Origin of the sequence: Mucilaginibacter agri (assembly GCF_009928685.1) — a bacterium.
Classification (GTDB): Bacteria; Bacteroidota; Bacteroidia; order Sphingobacteriales; family Sphingobacteriaceae; genus Mucilaginibacter; species Mucilaginibacter agri.
Genome location: NZ_WWEO01000045.1, coordinates 292,462 through 309,525, shown reverse-complemented (window position 1 = coordinate 309,525; position 17,064 = coordinate 292,462). Strand labels below are relative to the sequence as shown.

Sequence of the window (17,064 nt, the reverse complement as noted above, 5' to 3'; positions counted from 1 at the left end):
TTTATGTTTTATTATTCAATAATACTGCTATATATCCGCTGGTAAAAACATATTAATTAAAACTTAACGCAGGTGTTGTATGTTGTTTACACATATCTATAAAAAACACACATCTATTATGAAAAAGTTAAGTTACATGGTTATGATCGCTGCAACAGCATTAACAATTCAAAGCTGTAGCAATCAACCCAAAGACGCTAAAGAAAACGCCGACAGTTTAAACAAAACTAAAGACACTACCACTAATGTAGCAGCTACAGGCGGCATTGCGGTAGACCAAAGCGACGCTAAATTTGCTACCGATGCAGCAGTTGGTGGCATGGCAGAAGTTGCCTTAGGCAAACTGGCTTTAGAAAAAAGCACTAACCCATCTGTTAAAGAGTTTGCTACCATGATGGTATCAGACCATGGTAAAGCCAACGAAAAACTGATGGCGCTTGCTAAAACTAAAAACATTACCTTACCGATGGCGGTTGACGAAGATCACCAGAAAAAAATGGACGAACTGAGCAAAAAAACAGGTTCAGACTTTGATAAAGCTTACGTAGACGCTATGGTAGACGGTCATAAGAAAACTTTAGACCTGATGAATGGCGAAGCTAAAGACGGTAAAGATGCCGAATTAAAAGCTTTCGCTACCGAAACTGCACCGATTGTTAAAGCACACTTAGATGCTATCAACAAAATTCACGACGGCTTGAAATAATAGCCTTAAAATTATGCATCAAAAGGGGAACTGGATATACCGGCTCCCCTTTTGATTTTATATGCAATACATTATTGCCAGCTTTTGCGGCCAAAGGTAAAGGCCGCGGTGATGTTAGGTCCATTGTATCCCCACTTGAGGTTGCCTTCGAGGTTTGTTTTGGTTACATCTACCTTAAAATTTAACCCGGTGTAACCCGCGCTAAGTTGCAAATTGGGAAGCACTTTATAAGTCGCTAAAAAGTTAAAACCTAAAATGCGGCCCCATATATCCCCTATCTTTAGGGATAGATAGTCAGCCTCTCCGTTTAAAGCAAACCTGTCGCTTAGGCTAACTCCACCCCAAAGTCCAAAATCTGGCAGCGGTGCTGTAAATCCAAGATCATCGCTATAGGCTAAATTTAAGTTCTCTCCATTTAAACCGATCCCTAAATTGGCCTTTACTACGTGTGCTCCAACCAAAAGGCCTGCTTCATAGGTAGGCTTGCTTAAAATAGCGTAACCGTAAGAAAACCGGTAAATGCTGGTGTTAAAGAATGCATTTACACTAGAGTTTATATTGTAAGTATGATCGCCAAAGGTGATGTCTTTTTTCAAGGAATAATCAGAGCTCCTGTTGATGCGATAATAGCTCAGATCAAATCTCGAACGACTGGATGACCTCCATTGAAAATCGGCTAAAAAGGTTGTCGAATTTTTATTGAAACCTAAATCGTCTTCAAAATCCAGATCTGTACCATTGCCGGTGTGTACATTACTAACTTTTATATCGGTATTATTTACGGGGAAGAACACGCCGAGCGAGAGTTTAAACTTTTCTACAAACCAGGGAACATCGCGCATTGTATGAACTTTTTCTGGTTGCAGTGCCGTATCGATATGTAAATATCTCAGGCTATTGGCATTGATACTGTTAGCTGCGAGTAATGAAGTTTCACTCTGAGCATAACTAACAGCAGATAACAAACACAATGTGATACTGCATAAAAGTATTGCCCTAGCCTTGTGTTGTAATTGGGTAAGTGTAGATTGACTGTAGTTTTTCATAGGTAATTTATAAAATAACTATATCCCGCGTAACCACATATTTTAACGATAAGGTGCTAAGCGGCGGTTAATTATCATTAAAATTACCCTAAAAACTACAATTGCCGGTTGCACTAATTAAATATGAAACAACATATTAAATGTGATACAAGATTTAGACAATAATTTTACATTCAGCCGTTTCATAATTGATTTTAAAATTCTCTGGTTCCGGGCATTGTTTAAAAAACAATTTATATTCGGGACTGTAAAATGAAGTACATATCTAACTATGCTAACTATCAAACAAAAGGCTCTAAAATATCTCACACTATTATTATTCGCATCCCTTGTTTTTACAAGTTGTAAACGTAAAGGCATTGTGGCCCACAACGGTGCTAAAGATCTGATTTCATTTAAATCTATAGAGGGCATTAAGTATACAGAGGTGGCCCGCCGTCTACAAAACGGTTTATCTTTTAATGATTATGGTTACCAATTGGAGCCCGAGTGGAAATTGAGCTTTATATCCGATGACTCGACCCGGATCTACAGCCCCATCAAAAAGCAATTGATTAATTTTCCGCTTAGTCGTGGTTACGACTCTATTTTTAACACCGCGCGTACCTGGTTAAAGGTTAAAAAGATGAATAAGGATAGCCTGGTTCTGGAAATCCTTAAATCCAATAATGATTCGGTGGACGTTTCGGGTGCTAAAGTTTATATGATACTATATGCCGACAATTATATCAAAAATACCCTTCACACTACCGAGGCTGTTGTGCGCCATCCAAGTCGCAGAGATACTGCTTATGTAAAAGAATTAGTAACTAAGGCCAATACCGACTACACTAAAGCTTTTTCGGCGCGACAGCCTGTGCAGCTTATCAGCCAAAGCCCCTTGGTTTTTGCCAAACAGCGAAAGACTAAACCAACGCTCGAAAACCACTTCGATACTTCCGACGATTACCTCGCTCCTACATTCGACATCGTCATTAACAAGGCATATCGCGATTTTTATTACTCGTTTACCGTTTACGTAGACAATATGGGTGCGATGCATTACGGGAAGCCGCTGGTGCCTTTTACAGATTCAGGTTTCGAGAAAACATTTATCAAAGAATCTGAGGCTATTATGAACTCTTACCTAATGTATTATTTTAAAGTAATACCTGGAAGTACGTTAGGTATGCCTCACGCAAGTACTATCTCGCTTCACGTAAAAGGGCGCACTGCAGCACCTGATCCTCACGCCGATACTGCCACGGTTTATACCAATTATTAAATTTTACATTTTATTATCTGAAAATGAACAGAACATGAACAGATGCTGAGTGTATATCTTTTATATATTGTTTGATAGAAAGATATGCGCCAGATGGGACAGACAAAAGAGATAAACGCCTATAACTTTATTGCAGGGATCGATGTATTGTTTAACCTTTCACCAGATTTGTTATGCTTGTTTTCTATAGACGGCAAAATCCTTAAAGCTAATTGCGCTTTTAAAAATGCATTGGGCTACAAGGATGAAGACATAGTATTACAGGATTTTATAGACTTTGTCCACCCCGATGACGTGGAGGCAACGTTTCTGAAATATAAAGCTCTCACCAGAAACGAAAGTGCGTTATTATTCCGTAACCGATACCGCTGCGCCGATGGTGAATATAAATCGCTTTCTTGGAATGCCAACCAACTGCCTGATGGTACGCTTTATGCTTCAGCCAGGGATGTATCGGATATAATAATTGCTAATAAGATTAAGCAAAATGCACTTAAAAAGCTTAAACTCAGCAACGAGCGATATAAATTGGTTACAGCTGCCACTCATGATGTGATTTGGGATTGGGATCTAAAACGAAATACCTTAAAATGGAGCAAAAGCTTCGAAGATAATTTCGGTTATCCAACTGGTCAAAAAAAAGAACCCATTACAACCTGGTCCAAGCATATACACGAGGATGATAAAGAAAGCGTAATAAACAGCATCCGCGAGGCAATAACTACGCCGAGTGATAAATTTTGGCGTGAAGAATATCGATACTACAGGGCCGACGGATCTATTGCGTTAATCATAGACCAAGGCTATATCATCAGAAACCACGATGGTAAAGCTATCCGTATGGTTGGCGCCATGCAGGATATTACCGAACTAAAAGAGAAAGAACTCCGCATTTGCAATCAAAATGAGCGGCTAACTGATATCGCCCAAATTAACTCGCATGAATTAAGGAGGCCCGTTGCGAGCATTCTGGGGCTGCTACAATTGTTTGATAGTGAAAAAATAACGGACGAGTCAAGTCGTGAGTTGTTAGAACATCTCAAAGTAGCCGCCTTTGAACTAGACGAAGTTATCAGAAGGATTGTTGATAAAACAGTTGCCTAGCCGGCTAAGGGCAAACTAAAATAAAAAGTAGACCCCACTCCCGATTCACTTTCTACCCAAATTTTACCGTCGTGCCGTTCTATAATTTCGGCGCTTAAGTAGAGGCCTATCCCAAAGCCGGAAATGTGTTGAGTATGCTTGTTATTCACCCTGTAGAAGCGATTGAAAAGTTTCTCGATATCATGTGGTTTAATACCCATCCCTTGATCATGTACGCTGACTTGTGCATAATCATCAACCATTTGGCAAACTACTTCTATATTTTTCCCTTTAGGCGAATATTTAATGGCGTTACTAAGTAAGTTAGATAGCACATTACCTATTTTATCGCTATCTGCATTTATAGTTAATGGTTGACATGGCAAAAATATGATGTTGTGTGACGGATTTACCAGCGATATTTCTGCTATTACCTCCTTTACAAGTTCATCCAGCCTGAAATCCATTTTGAGTAACTGAATTTTACCCGACTCTAACCGCGAAACATTTAAGAAACCATTAATCATGGTTCCCATTTTTTTAACCTGTGTGTTGGCCTTTTCCAAAGCGTTCGCAGTAAATACATCTTCCGTTTTTTGTGCCTTCGCATAAAGCATTTGAATGTAGGCACCAAGGGAGGTGAGTGGCGTTTTAAGCTCGTGGCTTACCATGCCGATGAAATCATTCTTACGAAGATCGTCGGTTTTACGTTCGGTAATATCCATCAGCACACCCGAGTACTCAGTAGCATTTCCATTAGCATCTAAAAATACCCTGCCAGTAGCCTTTACCCACTTGCGCTCATTGGTAAGCCTGTTAGTAATGGGATATTCGGTATCGCTTGACTGGTGATTGGATATGGCGTTACTAAGCACATCTATTAGCATTTGACGATAATCTGGGTCAACAGCGTCCATAATCTCTTCCATGGATGGTTCACTATCCGTTGGAAAACCAAACATTTCCTTAATAAAGCCCGACATGGTAACCTGCGTGGTAGCCGGATCAATACTCCAGGTACCCATTCGTCCGGTTTCAATAGCTTGCAATAGTTTTTCTTCGCTTTCCGTCAGTCTGGTTACAGCCGCCTGAAGTTCCCTTTTGGTTTCCGCCAGCTTTCTGTTGGCAGCTTCTAGTTCTCTGTTAAATATCTCCCGGCGCTCAATATCTCTGCGTTCGTCTGAAATGTTTTTATACTCCGTATCCATCTGTTCTATGGCATTAAGATGGAAAGCGATAAGATCTGCAAACAGCTTAAACATATTTATTGTCTGCGGATTCTGAAGCTTCGCTGGCCGGGGATCTATAGCACAAAGGGTACCAAAGAAACTTCCATCCTTACGGATAATAGGCATCGAAATATAACTTTGGAAACCGTACATCGCTGGGGTATGATGCGTGCAGAACTGCGGGTCATCAGCAACATGGTCAATAATTACTTCTCTACCGCTTTGGCGAATTTCGTGGCAAATAGTAGTTTCGAGCTTTAACTCGCCGCCCGGTATTAAACCAAAATTAATCTCATCGCGTACACTGCAAGCTATCCAGTGTTCTTCTGTAACACGCGCTATAGCTGCGAAGCCCATACCTGTAGAGCGACAAATTACTTCCAAAAGATTTTCAACAATTGGGATCTGCCCTATCGCTTCAATGTCTGCCTGAATATCTGATTGCTGGTTCACCAATTTTATGCTTTGTTGAGTAAAAACACAAATTAATACTATTTAACGCAATATTGAAACTGTTGGTTCCATCTGAACAGAAATAATCCAGGCGCTCTGAAAATTAAAAGGACAGCACCCGATAATCTAATTACCAGGTGCTGTCCTTTTTTAAGATCTGGCACTTAAATTATTTCGCTTTCTCTGCCGGAATAAAATCATTCATCACGGCTTCGCGAATCAATGCAGGAGGCAATAATCCCTGAGACAGGATAAAATCATGAAAATGCAGGGCATTGAACTTATTTCCCAGAGCTTCCTCCGTATCCTTGCGCAACGCTATCATTTTGGTATACCCGTAGAAGTAGCTGTTAGCCTGTCCGGGAGAACGAAGCGAATAGCGTTCAACCTCCTGTTGCGCCATAGCAGGCGATTGTACAACGTCTTTCATCAACACGTCGAGTGCCTGTTGTTGGGTTACTGTACCAGCCTGCAATTCAGGATCAAGAAATGCGCGCGCCGCACGCAATAAACGATAATCTAATGACACCAATTGGCCTTCGAGCGGCATGTAAGGGCGGGTGATATATTCTGCGTAAAGTCCCCAGCCTTCGGCGTTAGTTGAGTTGAATGCATATAAGGCGCGGGCTTTCGATACGCCTTCCTCCACCATTTTATCAAATTGTAACTCATGACCGGGGCGGGCTTCATGCGCAATGATAGTCCATGATGCGGCATCAAAAGTAAAATCGTCAAATTTCGAGGCTTCCTTTTCACCCGGCGCAGGTGGCATGTTTAAAGGCAACACAAAAACGCCACGCTGGCCGGTATTGTTTAAAAATGGTGGCGGAACCATATGCGGAGCCGGCCCCTGCGCGGTTTCGGCAGCGGTGGCCAGACGGATAATGGCCGGGCGGCTTGGCAGGGTTACCAATTGATGTTCGCGGATAATTGCCTCAATATCCTTTAAATGCTTTTCGTATAACGGGATAATAGAATCGCCATGAATCTGCTCTTTTTTAAGTTCATGGATCACATCGCGATAATCTGAGGATGCCAGATGGCGTTGTTTAGCCACTTCTTCCGCTATCGGTTTCATTTGATTTTGGATATCGATAAAAGCTGCATGAGCCATTTTGGCTAAATCTGCAGGAGCAATATCAACCCCATAATTTTCTAAAGCTAGTTTATACTCTTGGGGCGGTAAGCGGAAATCAGTTCTGGCTTTGCTTAATACATTTTCGCGAGTCCATTGATCATAGGCCTCGACCTGCTTTTTCAATTTAGCAAACGGCTCTTCCCAACCTGTGAGCTTATATTTTTTACATAGCTCAGGGATACCCGCCAAAATACTGGCATTACGAGATAGTTGCACCTCCATTTGTTGTTTACCCGGGTAAATCATATCGGGTTTAGCAATTTGTTGGGCAACCCGTTCTTGGAGTATTTCGGTTAGGGGGCGATAGCCTTTCTCCAAACCTGCATACTTACGGATCCGTTCAACAGCCGCCGTATGGCGTGCTTCGGGTGTTTGCTCATCCAGCAAAATATCCAAGCCATTGTAAATTATATCCGTAGCATTTAAAAATGGCACCTCCTTTTTTTTCTCAAAGTCTTGAGATCGAAACCCGAGCGTTAAATGAGCAATCAAAATCTTAAGATCTTGTGCTACGGGCGCGTCTTTCTCCGTTTTTAAAGCGTCGTTGTAACGGGCTACCAGAGACTCTTCGTCCTTACGTTCCGCTAGTTCATTTGCGAGCGTAGGCACCGATATTTTGGTATCATACTCGGCCAAGCCTTGTGATGACCCATATTCCGGCGAATATTTCTTATCAAGGTCTATTAGCCACTGAGTGTATTGATCCGATTTTGCAACCCAGGCCTTAGCCTCGGGTTTAGGTTGCAGCCTTGCGCTCAGCGGGGCTATACAAATGGCCAGTGCAGCGGCCTTCCCGAATAAAGATTTATTATTCATTACAAGATGTATTTTTATAATTAGCTAAGATAGCCGTAAAACTTAATACACGTTAGATATTCTAAAGCGCAAAATGTTTCTGTTTTTTTTGAGAAAGTATTAAGCTATTTACTTACAGCAAAACACATTAACTGGTTGTGATTAAGTTGTATATGTTAAAAAATGTGAAATAGAATGCATTTTGGTTCAAATACTGCCTCGGTTTAACATATTTATCTAATTTTGGTGCGGAATATAATGTAATAATAAAACAACCACGTCGTTAAGTTTCAGATGAAAAAAACCATACTATTACCCCTACTGTGCAGTGTATTTTTTGTTTTTACTGCAAAAGCCCAAGATACCCCTCCCGAAAAACCAAGTAGCTATTTAAGTATCACAGCAGGTCTTTCAACACCATTTGGTGATTTTAAGAAAGCCGATTACAGTAACAACAAAGCCGGTTTTGCAAAAAAAGGTGTAATGTATGATTTTGAAGGTGGGTTTTACCTACACAAAAATTGGGGCTTAGGCGTAATGCTTACCTATCAGGATCAAGGCCGTTTAAATACTGACGACGCTACTGCATTATCTGACGGCTACCGTTTAGAAGATGGTGCTTACACATCTACCGTTACAGCGAGCAAACGTTACAGTTCCTTCGCATTAATGGCTGGTCCACAATATAATATTGCTTTCGGTAAATTTATTGTTGATGCGCGTGTTATGGTAGGTGCTTTGAAAAGCTTCTCCTCTCCAAAAGTTGTTGTGATTTTGGAGAATTACGAAAACATCCAAACCAGTACGTTTACACAAAATAGCTCAAAATCATTTGCCTGGGCCTATGGCGGCAGCGCTTCATTTACCTATAAACTTTCTGACGGTGTTGGCCTGGTGTTAAGAGAAAACTTAATAGATGCACCAACTGGCTTTAAAATTTCGACCGATGCACATAGCGGCCGCACGGTTGATCATCAGCCAATGTCGGTATACCAAACAAGCTTAGGTTTACGCTTTGCGCTGTAGGCAGCTGTAAAATAAAAAGAGAAAGCCTCCCAATTTTGGGAGGCTTTCTCTTTTTAAAATGATTTTAATAAGCTTAAACCTTAGATATCGCTTCCTGTTCTTTCAATGCGGCAATATTATTTTTATCGCTGAAAGCATCAGTTTGGCCCGCAAAATATTCTAATATAGCAGCTATGGTATCCAGGTTGTCTGCAACACGTTGGTGCATATCTGGCAGGTCTTTATCAAGGCGTTTGTCGCCCAGGTCTATATTGTCGACTTCAATTTTGGCCAGTTTTTGGATTACAGCTTGTTGACTGTTTTTCAAGTCCTGCAATTCGTGGACAATCTTTTCCATCAAATCGAATTTTCTTATCTTATCCATTGTTGTTCGTTTTTGGTTAAACAGTTATAAGGTCAACAGGATTTGGATATGATTGTTTGAAATTTCTATGATGGGAGATTAAATTATGGCGAATGATTTATAGTTCTTTAGGCGGCCGGCCGGTGCATGGTGCAAAGTTCCACATGCACCACTGCGTTCCAACTTTTAAGTCATTTTTTTTCTAATACCTATCCATATTTATTTGATATTCAGAAAATTACATTCAATACTTTTAAGTCATAAAAAATAAAACATGTTCCACTTTTAATAACTTTTAAGTCATTTTCAATGTCAGAATTCCACCAGCAGAAAACCCACGAAATTTGTTAGGCGAAACGTAACGAATACAATGCCTAATCCTCTTCATTGATCTTCGAAACCATCCAGATTACGATGCCGCCCATTAAACCGATTACGGCGAAGGAAACACGGATATTGGTAGCCTCGGCAATAAAACCAACCAATGGCGGTACCATTAAGAAACCAAGGTAACTGATGGTAGAAATTGAGGCCAGTGCCCTGGCGCTACTCATAGATTTAACCCTACCCGCCAGGCTATAAATTAAAGGCACTATGCACGATACGCCCAAACCCGTAAACATAAAACCAATAAAGCCGGTTATCGTATATGGCAATAATACAGCCGTAAAAAGGCCGAGCGTTATAAAAATGCCGCTGTAGAACAATATTCTTTTGATACCGATACGGTTAACCAATTTGTCGCCGATGAAACGGCCGCTGGTCATAGCTATCATGTAAAATACAAACGCGGCGGTGGCAGTTGATCTCGACGCATGTACAGCCTTCTCGAAATAAATACCGCTCCAATCGTACATGGTATTTTCGCAGGCCATACTTACAAAAGCGATAACCGAAAATTTGATCAGGAACTTATCGGGTAAAGAAAATATGGGTTTCTTTTCTGTTTGCTTAACAACAGGTTCATAAAGTGTATTAGAATAAGCAAATAAGGATAGCAATGTCATGCTTAGCCCTACTGCTGGTAAATGCCAATTGGTAGCCACATTAAAACTAACCATAATATATCCGAGTGCTGCACCTGCAAAACCCGCCATGCTCCAGATACCATGAAAAGTGGTGATAATAGACTTGCTATACAACCGCTGTACACTTACAGCCTGTGCATTGGTACTCAAATTAAACAAATTACGGGATGAGCCAAAACCGACTAAGACGATAACCAACTGCCACGGTGCCGAAGCAAACCCCACAAAACACAACATTATGTTAAAGGCAATAGCACCTACCAACATGATGGCTTTGCTTGTATACCTGCTCAGTAAATAATTAGTTAAGGGCATGGTAAGTATCAAACCTACAGGCAATGCAAATAATATGGCCCCTAATTGTGCCTCGTTAAGATGCAGATTGTGTTTTATGCTGGGGATACGTGATGCCCAGGCCGAATAACCAAAACCTGATATGAAGAAAAATATAGCATTAGCTATCCGGATATTTCGCGGAGATGGCGTAAGTGGTACAGCAGCAGACATGTACTGCAAAAATAGGTTTTTAACTTTTACAAAAGCGGAATGTAGCCAATATAGGCACTCAAAAACCAACCTTACAATTCTATCGTACATACTCCACATACAGAATTTAAACCATTATTATCACCAAATTTTCTTAAAAGGAAAAATGCTTTTTGCCCTTAAAGAAACTTTAAAAACTATGACTTTAAGAAATACTTTTTCTGTAAATATGTCTGAAGTGGTTTTGTTAAATTCAAAGCCGTATGATGTTAAAGTATTATGCTGTGTTAAAAATTAACGTACTTTGCATCAACCTAACCATCTCATGTATCAGCTATATTTCAGAAAACCGGCTATAAATAATATTATAACAATAGCATCGTTTTTGCTGCTTATTCTGTTATTACCATCTTGCGGCAGGGAAAAGACAATCGATAACGAAAAAATAAAAAGACAGTTTAAAACAGTAGATAGTCTTTTTATCGCTTCGAAAAGAGACAGTGCGTTCCGCCTGCTCAATAGCCTAAAATCATTAATACCAGACAACAGCCCTAACATTGCCACTTTTTATTGCATGAAAGCCGGTTATGTTGATGGCGGTACGGTAGATACCACCAACGCCGAGCAGATAAACTTGTATGCAGACAGTGCATTGGCTTTTTTTGAGAAAGATCAATCGCGCATTAAACAATATCCCAACGAGTATTTTCAAACGATGCTGGTTAAGGGTGATGCCGGTATACGCTCACAGAAATATATCTCTGCACTAAACTATTATTTTAAGGCAAAAAAGGCGTTAACAAGCGAGGGTAGTTGCGACAATGGCGACCTATCCTCTAAAATGGCATATATCTTTTTTAGCCAAAAGAAATACGAATTGGCGGCCAAATACTGGGTAGAAAGTAACTCAAAATTAGCAACCTGCCACGATCGGTATTCAAAACAAAAAATATTCTTTAAACAACAAGGCGCACTCAATAATGCAGGGTACTCGTTTTTTAAGGCTGGCCGGTATGATACTGCCAATTATTATTTTACCGAAGATCTTAAGCTAACCGCGCAGGCAGACTCAGATCACCTTGTTAATAAGTCTTATATTAATGGCGCACGGGTTGTAGTATATGATAATCTGGCTGGTTTAAGCATCGTTAAAGGCGATTTGCCTTCGGCACAGAAATACCTCGATCAAAGCCTTTCTATCCCAACAGCAAATATAGATGGGATGAAAATCCCTCCGTTTATTAAACTGGCGAAGGTGAGTATGCTGACCGGTAATAATAAAAAGGCCGAAGATGCATTTTATCAGTCGCGGCTACTATTAAACCGTTTTTATAAAGCCAATCCCGAATCAAACATAGAATGGAATAGACTATACGCGCAGTATCTTTTGAAGTTAAAGCGTTCTGTTGAGGCTTATAGATACCAAGATGCCTATATCAGGCTCAGGGATTCCGTTTTTAATAACTCCTCAAGTCTGTATCAGCTGGATGTTGACCGGGAGCTGAATTCGTTAAGTCAAAAACAGTCGTTGATCGACCTGCAACAACGTAACCATATTAAGAAGGTTTACTTGTTCGGTATCAGCGTTATTGTCTTTCTGGCTATTGTTATTATGATATTGATTGCCAGAAACCTAAAGAAAAGTCAGCTTAGCCATAAAAGTGCCACACAACAAAATGAGGAATTACGTGCTACACTCGATGAGCTTGCACGCGTAAACCAAAACTACATTCGGATTATGCGTGTTATGGCGCACGATTTAAGAAATCCGCTTTCGGGCATGACCGGGTTGGCTACAGTGCTGCTGAGTGAGGATGACCTTTCGGACGACAACCGCCAAATGATTAAGCTGATTGAGACAACAGGCATCTATTCGATGGAAATGATAGCCGAACTCTTAAAATCTGGCTTGGCAGAAGACGATGGCGTGTTAAAAAAGCACGTGTTGGATATAAAGGCTTTGCTTTACGACTCTGTCGAGTTGTTGCAGTTTAAAGCGAAAGAAAAAAGCCAGACGATAGTTTTTGATAGTGGTGATAAGCCAATAATGGCCAACATAAACCACGAAAAGATATGGCGGGTGTTTAATAATCTGATTGTAAACGCCATTAAATTTAGCCACGATGGAGGAATAATTAATGTTGGCATTAAACAGCAAAAAGACACCGTACTTATATCGATAGCCGATAATGGTATCGGAATTCCGGAAAGCGAAAAAGAAAGCATTTTTGAGATGTTTACTTCGGCGAAAAAATTTGGCACCAACGGCGAGCAGCCCTTTGGTTTGGGCTTATCTATTTCGAAACGCATTGTAGAAAAGCACCAGGGACGTATTTGGTTTGAAAGTAACCCAGGGGAAGGCACTACCTTTTATCTGGAACTACCGGCAACATAAAAAACAGCTATCTGTTTATGGATAGCTGTTTTTTATAGTATGCAGTAATTTGTTAATGACTAACGGAAGCGGGTACAGTTAGAGAGCGTAACAGATCACGTACCTCGGCTGGGTTGCGAAGATAAAATTTCGCCGCAGATAGGTTCCCTCCCACTTTTATAGTTATGGCCGAATCTGGTAAGCTTTTAAAGATCTCCTCATCGGTATAATCATCGCCAAAGGCAATCACAAAGTCGTAGTCCTTTTTCTCCGACAAGGTAAGCGCTGCTTTCCCTTTGTTAATCTCCATGTTCTTTACCTCTACAACCTTATTTCCGGGCAGTAGCTGTAAGCCTTTGTCGCCGGCAAGATATTTAAGCGTATTAGTTAACTCGTTAGCACGCAGTTCTCCAAGGCCGTTTTGTGCTTTGCGGTAATGCCATACCAATGAGTATGTTTTCTCTTCGATAAAGGTACCTGGCGTGCGGTCTACATAAGTTTCGAGTATTGGGAAAATATCCTGTTTCCAGTTGTTAGACATGCCGCCCAACTTATGCCACTGGGTATGCTGTTGTTTAAACCACGCACCATGTTCTGCAACGAGATATATTGGCAGGTGACCAAACCATTCGTCAAGGTTTTCGTGCTTACGGCCGCTTATTAATACTACATCGTTAGCTGGGTCTGATGTTAATTGATCTAAAAGTTCGTACAAGTCTCTATCTGGTTTTGCCTGATCTACATTAGCTTTAAAATCAACCAATGTACCATCATAATCCAGAAATATAATGCGCTGATGGGTTTTAGCAAAGCGGTTAATAATAGACTGCCGCGTACCATTGCTCACATGCCTTGTTTGCATAGACCGCTGCATTTGTTTAACCTCACTCAGGCGATCCATAAAGATTTTAACCCAATGCGAAATATTGAATTTTGATACATTTTGACGCATTTGCACCATGCGGCGCGCTTGTTCTGCCTTGGGCATATTGATGGACTTCACAATAGCGCGACTCACCTCCTGCACATTGCTTGGGTTTACTATTATAGCATCAATTAATTCTTTAGATGCCCCGGCCATTTCACTGAGAATCAGCACACCATCGTTATGCATTCTGCTGGCAACATATTCTTTACTCACCAGGTTCATTCCATCGCGCATAGGTGTAATAAGGCACACATCGGCGGTGCTAAAGAGCGCTGAAAGCGTTTCAATCGGAAAGGATTTGTAGAAATATTGAATCGGGCTCCACTCCAGCGTTCGGTAGCGTGCATTAATATTTCCCACCTTTTTATCTATGTTATCGCGCAGCTCTTTGTACTGGGGTACCTGATCGCGAGAGGGTACCACGATCATGTATAAAGTGATCTTGGTAATCAGCTCAGGATGTTTTTCGAACAGTACCTCCAGGGCGTGCAAGCGTTGTAGAATACCCTTACTGTAATCGAGCCTGTCTATAGATAAAATTAGCTTTTGGTTTTTAAAGGTTTCTTTGATCAACTCTGCTTCTATCTTTACATTAGGCTGTTGTGATAAATTACCATACTTTTTATCATCAATTCCCATTGGGAACGATTCGATAACGATAGCCCGTTCGCCACTGGTAATAATATTAGCCGATACTTGTACAGGCAATAGTCGTTGCACTGCGCTTAAAAAGTGGCGTACGTCGTCAAACGTGTGGAAACCGATCAAGTCGGCGCCCAGCATACCTTCCAATAACTCCGAGCGCCAGGGAATTAGCCTGAACATCTCGTCGGAAGGAAAAGGAATATGTTGGAAAAAACCTATCGAAACATCGGGTCTTGCATCACGGATAAGCTTGGGTAACAGTATTAATTGATAATCGTGCACCCAGATCGTATCTCCCGGATTAGCAACTTCTAAAATAGCGTCGCAAAATTTTTGATTTACGCGTTGATAGCACTCCCAATTGGCTTCGGCGTAATGTGCGTATGTTGAAGCGTAGTAGTGAAATACCGGCCACAAAACTTCGTTAGAGAAACCTTCGTAGTATTGATTGATTTCGTCCTGACTTAAAAAAACCGGCATTAAGCTCAGTTCTTTTAATTGTTCGGTTACAGATAGTTGGTCATCGTGCCTATCAATCTCCAAGCCGGGCCAGCCAACCCATAAATTGTCATCTTGTTTGTAAATCGATCCTAAACCGGTAGCCAATCCACCTTCGCTAGACGAGAGTTGATAGGCATCATCTTGTTTTGTTACTTTTACAGGAAGTCGGTTGGATACAATTATTGTTTTTGGCATAGTAGCAAATAAATGTTAAAGTATTATAACACCATTTGCCCCTTTTTGTTGTCGAAAAAAGGCTTTTTAGCCCCCCGTAAAACAAAAAAAGCGACGTCCCGAAGGGCGTCGCTCTCATATATATACTGGGATAATTATTTGATTTGTTTGTAGAAGTATACGCTAGCAGCTGGAGTTACGCGTACCAGGATTTCTTCTTTATCGTTTTTAAGATCAACGAAGTAAGCTAATGGATCAGTTTCACCAACTAAACGGTCTAAAGCGCTTGAAGCTGGTTCGCCGCTTTGGAATTTAATTACTTCACCAATTTCGTAACCTTTGTATTTCTCAGCAATTTCTTTTTTAGCTGCAGCAGGTAATTTTTTGAATTCAACGTTTTCAGTAGAACCAATGTATTGACCACGGTTATCGTAGAATGCAGTCATTTTAACATCATCGATAACGAAGTCAGCTTTCTGACCGTTAGAAGTTGCAGACCAATTAACGTTCTCAGCATTTTGGAACTGAACATCGAATTGATTCAGTACTTGATAAGAAACAGTGTTAGTATTTTTAGCTGCACTTTTAGTGCCTTCAAATGCAAATGCGCCAGTGCTCAAGGTAGCAGCAATAGCTGCGGTTAAAATCAATTTTTTCATCGTCTTTATTTTTAAATCCTTAACAAAGGTAAGTCATAAATGAATAAATGATAAATTTATTTTAATTTTTATGATAATTTAATAATTAAACTGCTTTGATTTGAATTTTTGTAAAAAAATGCCCTATACTTAGTGTTATTTTTACAATATGGTAAAGTTTTTTGCAGATACTTAGTGTATATTTTACAATAAGCAGTTAGTGTTATTATTACAATAAGTAATTTCTGCGCAAAAACGACCTTTAGAAACACAAAAAGAGGCATCAGCCTCTTCTTTTTCTGTTATATACTTTTTCCTTTTTTTAACCGTTATCGGCAAAACCGGGATATAATGTCATGCCGCCGTCAGCGAAAATAGTTACTCCGGTTATGTAATCCGACTCGTCTGACGCCAGCCATGCGGCCAGCTTACCGATGTCATCTGGCTGACCGATGCGATTATAAGGTATCAGGGTTAAAAGTTTATCCAAAGCCTCGGGTGTATCCCATGCTTCTTTATTAATAGGTGTTTGTATTGCACCTGGGCCAATAGCGTTTACGCGGATTTTATGCGATGCTAGTTCCTGCGCCATACTTTTCATCAGCATCATAATACCGCCTTTGCTGGTTGCATAGTTAACATGTCCTCCCCAGGGGATAACTTCATGCACGCTGCTCATACATATTATTTTACCCGCGGCTTTACTTACACCTTCAACCACTCCCCTACGTATAAACTCGCGGGCAGCCTCGCGGGCGCATAAGAACTGGCCGGTTAAATTAACGCTGATCACGGTGTTCCACTGATCGAGCGTCATATCTATAAATTTGGAGTCTTTTTGTAAGCCGGAGTTGTTAACCAGTATATCGATAGTTCCATATCGCTTATACATTTCCTGAAACATGGCCTGCACTTCACCTTCGTGGCTTACATCGCATTGGTGGGCATAGGCTTCACCACCGGCATCTGTAATCTCCTTTACCACCTCGTCGGCGGCATCGTGATTATGTGCGTAGTTGATAACCAGGCGGGCGCCTGCTTTAGCTAATTCGAGTGCTACGCCTTTTCCTATTCCGCTGTCGCTGCCTGTTACCAGGGCGGCCTGGCCTTTTAATGTAGTATTATCCATTATCGGGATATTTGTTGATTGATATTTAACCAATAAAATACCCCCGATAATGTTTTGGCTCAGACCAGAATTAGCAAT

General features: G+C 40.7%; 13 protein-coding genes. 5 read left to right on the top strand and 8 right to left on the bottom strand.

Features of this window, described 5'->3' with window-relative positions; genetic code table 11:
* Positions 1-118: 118 nt before the first annotated feature.
* A complete protein-coding gene (locus GSY63_RS21550; protein WP_166587923.1) occupies positions 119-706 on the top strand; it encodes a DUF4142 domain-containing protein in 588 nt (195 codons plus the stop codon).
* 71 nt (positions 707-777) lie between these two features.
* Here GSY63_RS21550 and GSY63_RS21545 read toward each other — a convergent pair whose 3' ends face one another.
* A complete protein-coding gene (locus GSY63_RS21545) occupies positions 778-1,752 on the bottom strand; it encodes a hypothetical protein (protein ID WP_166587922.1) in 975 nt (324 codons plus the stop codon).
* A 271-nt stretch (positions 1,753-2,023) separates the two neighbouring features.
* Here GSY63_RS21545 and GSY63_RS21540 point away from each other — a divergent pair, with 271 nt between their 5' ends.
* A complete protein-coding gene (locus tag GSY63_RS21540; protein WP_166587921.1) occupies positions 2,024-3,016 on the top strand; it encodes a hypothetical protein in 993 nt (330 codons plus the stop codon).
* Between the two features lie 93 nt (positions 3,017-3,109).
* The gene (locus GSY63_RS21535; protein WP_166587920.1) at positions 3,110-4,120 is read left to right on the top strand and encodes a PAS domain-containing protein; all 1,011 of its coding nucleotides are present in this window, start codon (positions 3,110-3,112) and stop codon (positions 4,118-4,120) included.
* Here GSY63_RS21535 and GSY63_RS21530 read toward each other — a convergent pair.
* Entirely contained in the window at positions 4,117-5,781 is a 1,665-nt protein-coding gene (locus tag GSY63_RS21530) for an ATP-binding protein (protein ID WP_166587919.1), read from the bottom strand. The two genes, GSY63_RS21535 and GSY63_RS21530, sit on opposite strands and share 4 nt — an antisense overlap.
* A 169-nt stretch (positions 5,782-5,950) precedes the next feature.
* The gene (locus tag GSY63_RS21525) at positions 5,951-7,735 is read right to left on the bottom strand and encodes a DUF885 domain-containing protein (protein ID WP_166587918.1); all 1,785 of its coding nucleotides are present in this window, start codon (positions 7,733-7,735) and stop codon (positions 5,951-5,953) included.
* A gap of 273 nt (positions 7,736-8,008) precedes the next feature.
* Here GSY63_RS21525 and GSY63_RS21520 point away from each other — a divergent pair, with 273 nt between their 5' ends.
* On the top strand, positions 8,009-8,740 hold the full coding sequence (locus GSY63_RS21520; RefSeq protein WP_166587917.1) for an outer membrane beta-barrel protein: 732 nt from the start codon (positions 8,009-8,011) through the stop codon (positions 8,738-8,740).
* A gap of 73 nt (positions 8,741-8,813) precedes the next feature.
* Here GSY63_RS21520 and GSY63_RS21515 read toward each other — a convergent pair whose 3' ends face one another.
* Entirely contained in the window at positions 8,814-9,104 is a 291-nt protein-coding gene (locus GSY63_RS21515; RefSeq protein WP_166587916.1) for a hypothetical protein, read from the bottom strand.
* Positions 9,105-9,457: 353 nt separating this feature from the next.
* A complete protein-coding gene (locus GSY63_RS21510; protein ID WP_166587915.1) occupies positions 9,458-10,618 on the bottom strand; it encodes an MFS transporter in 1,161 nt (386 codons plus the stop codon).
* 304 nt (positions 10,619-10,922) lie between these two features.
* Here GSY63_RS21510 and GSY63_RS21505 point away from each other — a divergent pair, with 304 nt between their 5' ends.
* Complete coding sequence (locus tag GSY63_RS21505) at positions 10,923-12,992, top strand: tetratricopeptide repeat-containing sensor histidine kinase (protein WP_166587914.1); 2,070 nt, start codon at positions 10,923-10,925, stop codon at positions 12,990-12,992.
* Positions 12,993-13,044: 52 nt separating this feature from the next.
* On the opposite strand, the gene GSY63_RS21500 is transcribed toward GSY63_RS21505, so the two are convergent.
* The 3 genes from GSY63_RS21500 to GSY63_RS21490 all read right to left on the bottom strand — a co-directional run bounded on the left by GSY63_RS21500 (position 13,045) and on the right by GSY63_RS21490 (position 16,986).
* Entirely contained in the window at positions 13,045-15,240 is a 2,196-nt protein-coding gene (locus tag GSY63_RS21500) for a bifunctional alpha,alpha-trehalose-phosphate synthase (UDP-forming)/trehalose-phosphatase (protein ID WP_166587913.1), read from the bottom strand.
* A 134-nt stretch (positions 15,241-15,374) separates the two neighbouring features.
* Entirely contained in the window at positions 15,375-15,878 is a 504-nt protein-coding gene (locus GSY63_RS21495; RefSeq protein WP_166587912.1) for a hypothetical protein, read from the bottom strand.
* A gap of 301 nt (positions 15,879-16,179) precedes the next feature.
* Complete coding sequence (locus GSY63_RS21490) at positions 16,180-16,986, bottom strand: SDR family oxidoreductase (RefSeq protein WP_166587911.1); 807 nt, start codon at positions 16,984-16,986, stop codon at positions 16,180-16,182.
* Between the last annotated feature and the right edge of the window lie 78 nt (positions 16,987-17,064).

Excerpts from the sequence above, each read along its gene's own strand:
- GSY63_RS21545 (WP_166587922.1), bottom strand. The coding sequence starts at position 1,752 with ATGAAAAACTACAGTCAATCTACACTTACCCAATTACAACACAAGGCT.
- GSY63_RS21495 (WP_166587912.1), bottom strand. The coding sequence starts at position 15,878 with ATGAAAAAATTGATTTTAACCGCAGCTATTGCTGCTACCTTGAGCACT.
- GSY63_RS21515 (WP_166587916.1), bottom strand. The coding sequence starts at position 9,104 with ATGGATAAGATAAGAAAATTCGATTTGATGGAAAAGATTGTCCACGAA.
- GSY63_RS21550 (WP_166587923.1), top strand. The coding sequence starts at position 119 with ATGAAAAAGTTAAGTTACATGGTTATGATCGCTGCAACAGCATTAACA.
- GSY63_RS21500 (WP_166587913.1), bottom strand. The coding sequence starts at position 15,240 with ATGCCAAAAACAATAATTGTATCCAACCGACTTCCTGTAAAAGTAACA.
- GSY63_RS21520 (WP_166587917.1), top strand. The coding sequence starts at position 8,009 with ATGAAAAAAACCATACTATTACCCCTACTGTGCAGTGTATTTTTTGTT.
- GSY63_RS21490 (WP_166587911.1), bottom strand. The coding sequence starts at position 16,986 with ATGGATAATACTACATTAAAAGGCCAGGCCGCCCTGGTAACAGGCAGC.
- GSY63_RS21505 (WP_166587914.1), top strand. The coding sequence starts at position 10,923 with ATGTATCAGCTATATTTCAGAAAACCGGCTATAAATAATATTATAACA.
- GSY63_RS21535 (WP_166587920.1), top strand. The coding sequence starts at position 3,110 with ATGGGACAGACAAAAGAGATAAACGCCTATAACTTTATTGCAGGGATC.
- GSY63_RS21510 (WP_166587915.1), bottom strand. The coding sequence starts at position 10,618 with ATGTCTGCTGCTGTACCACTTACGCCATCTCCGCGAAATATCCGGATA.
- GSY63_RS21525 (WP_166587918.1), bottom strand. The coding sequence starts at position 7,735 with ATGAATAATAAATCTTTATTCGGGAAGGCCGCTGCACTGGCCATTTGT.
- GSY63_RS21540 (WP_166587921.1), top strand. The coding sequence starts at position 2,024 with ATGCTAACTATCAAACAAAAGGCTCTAAAATATCTCACACTATTATTA.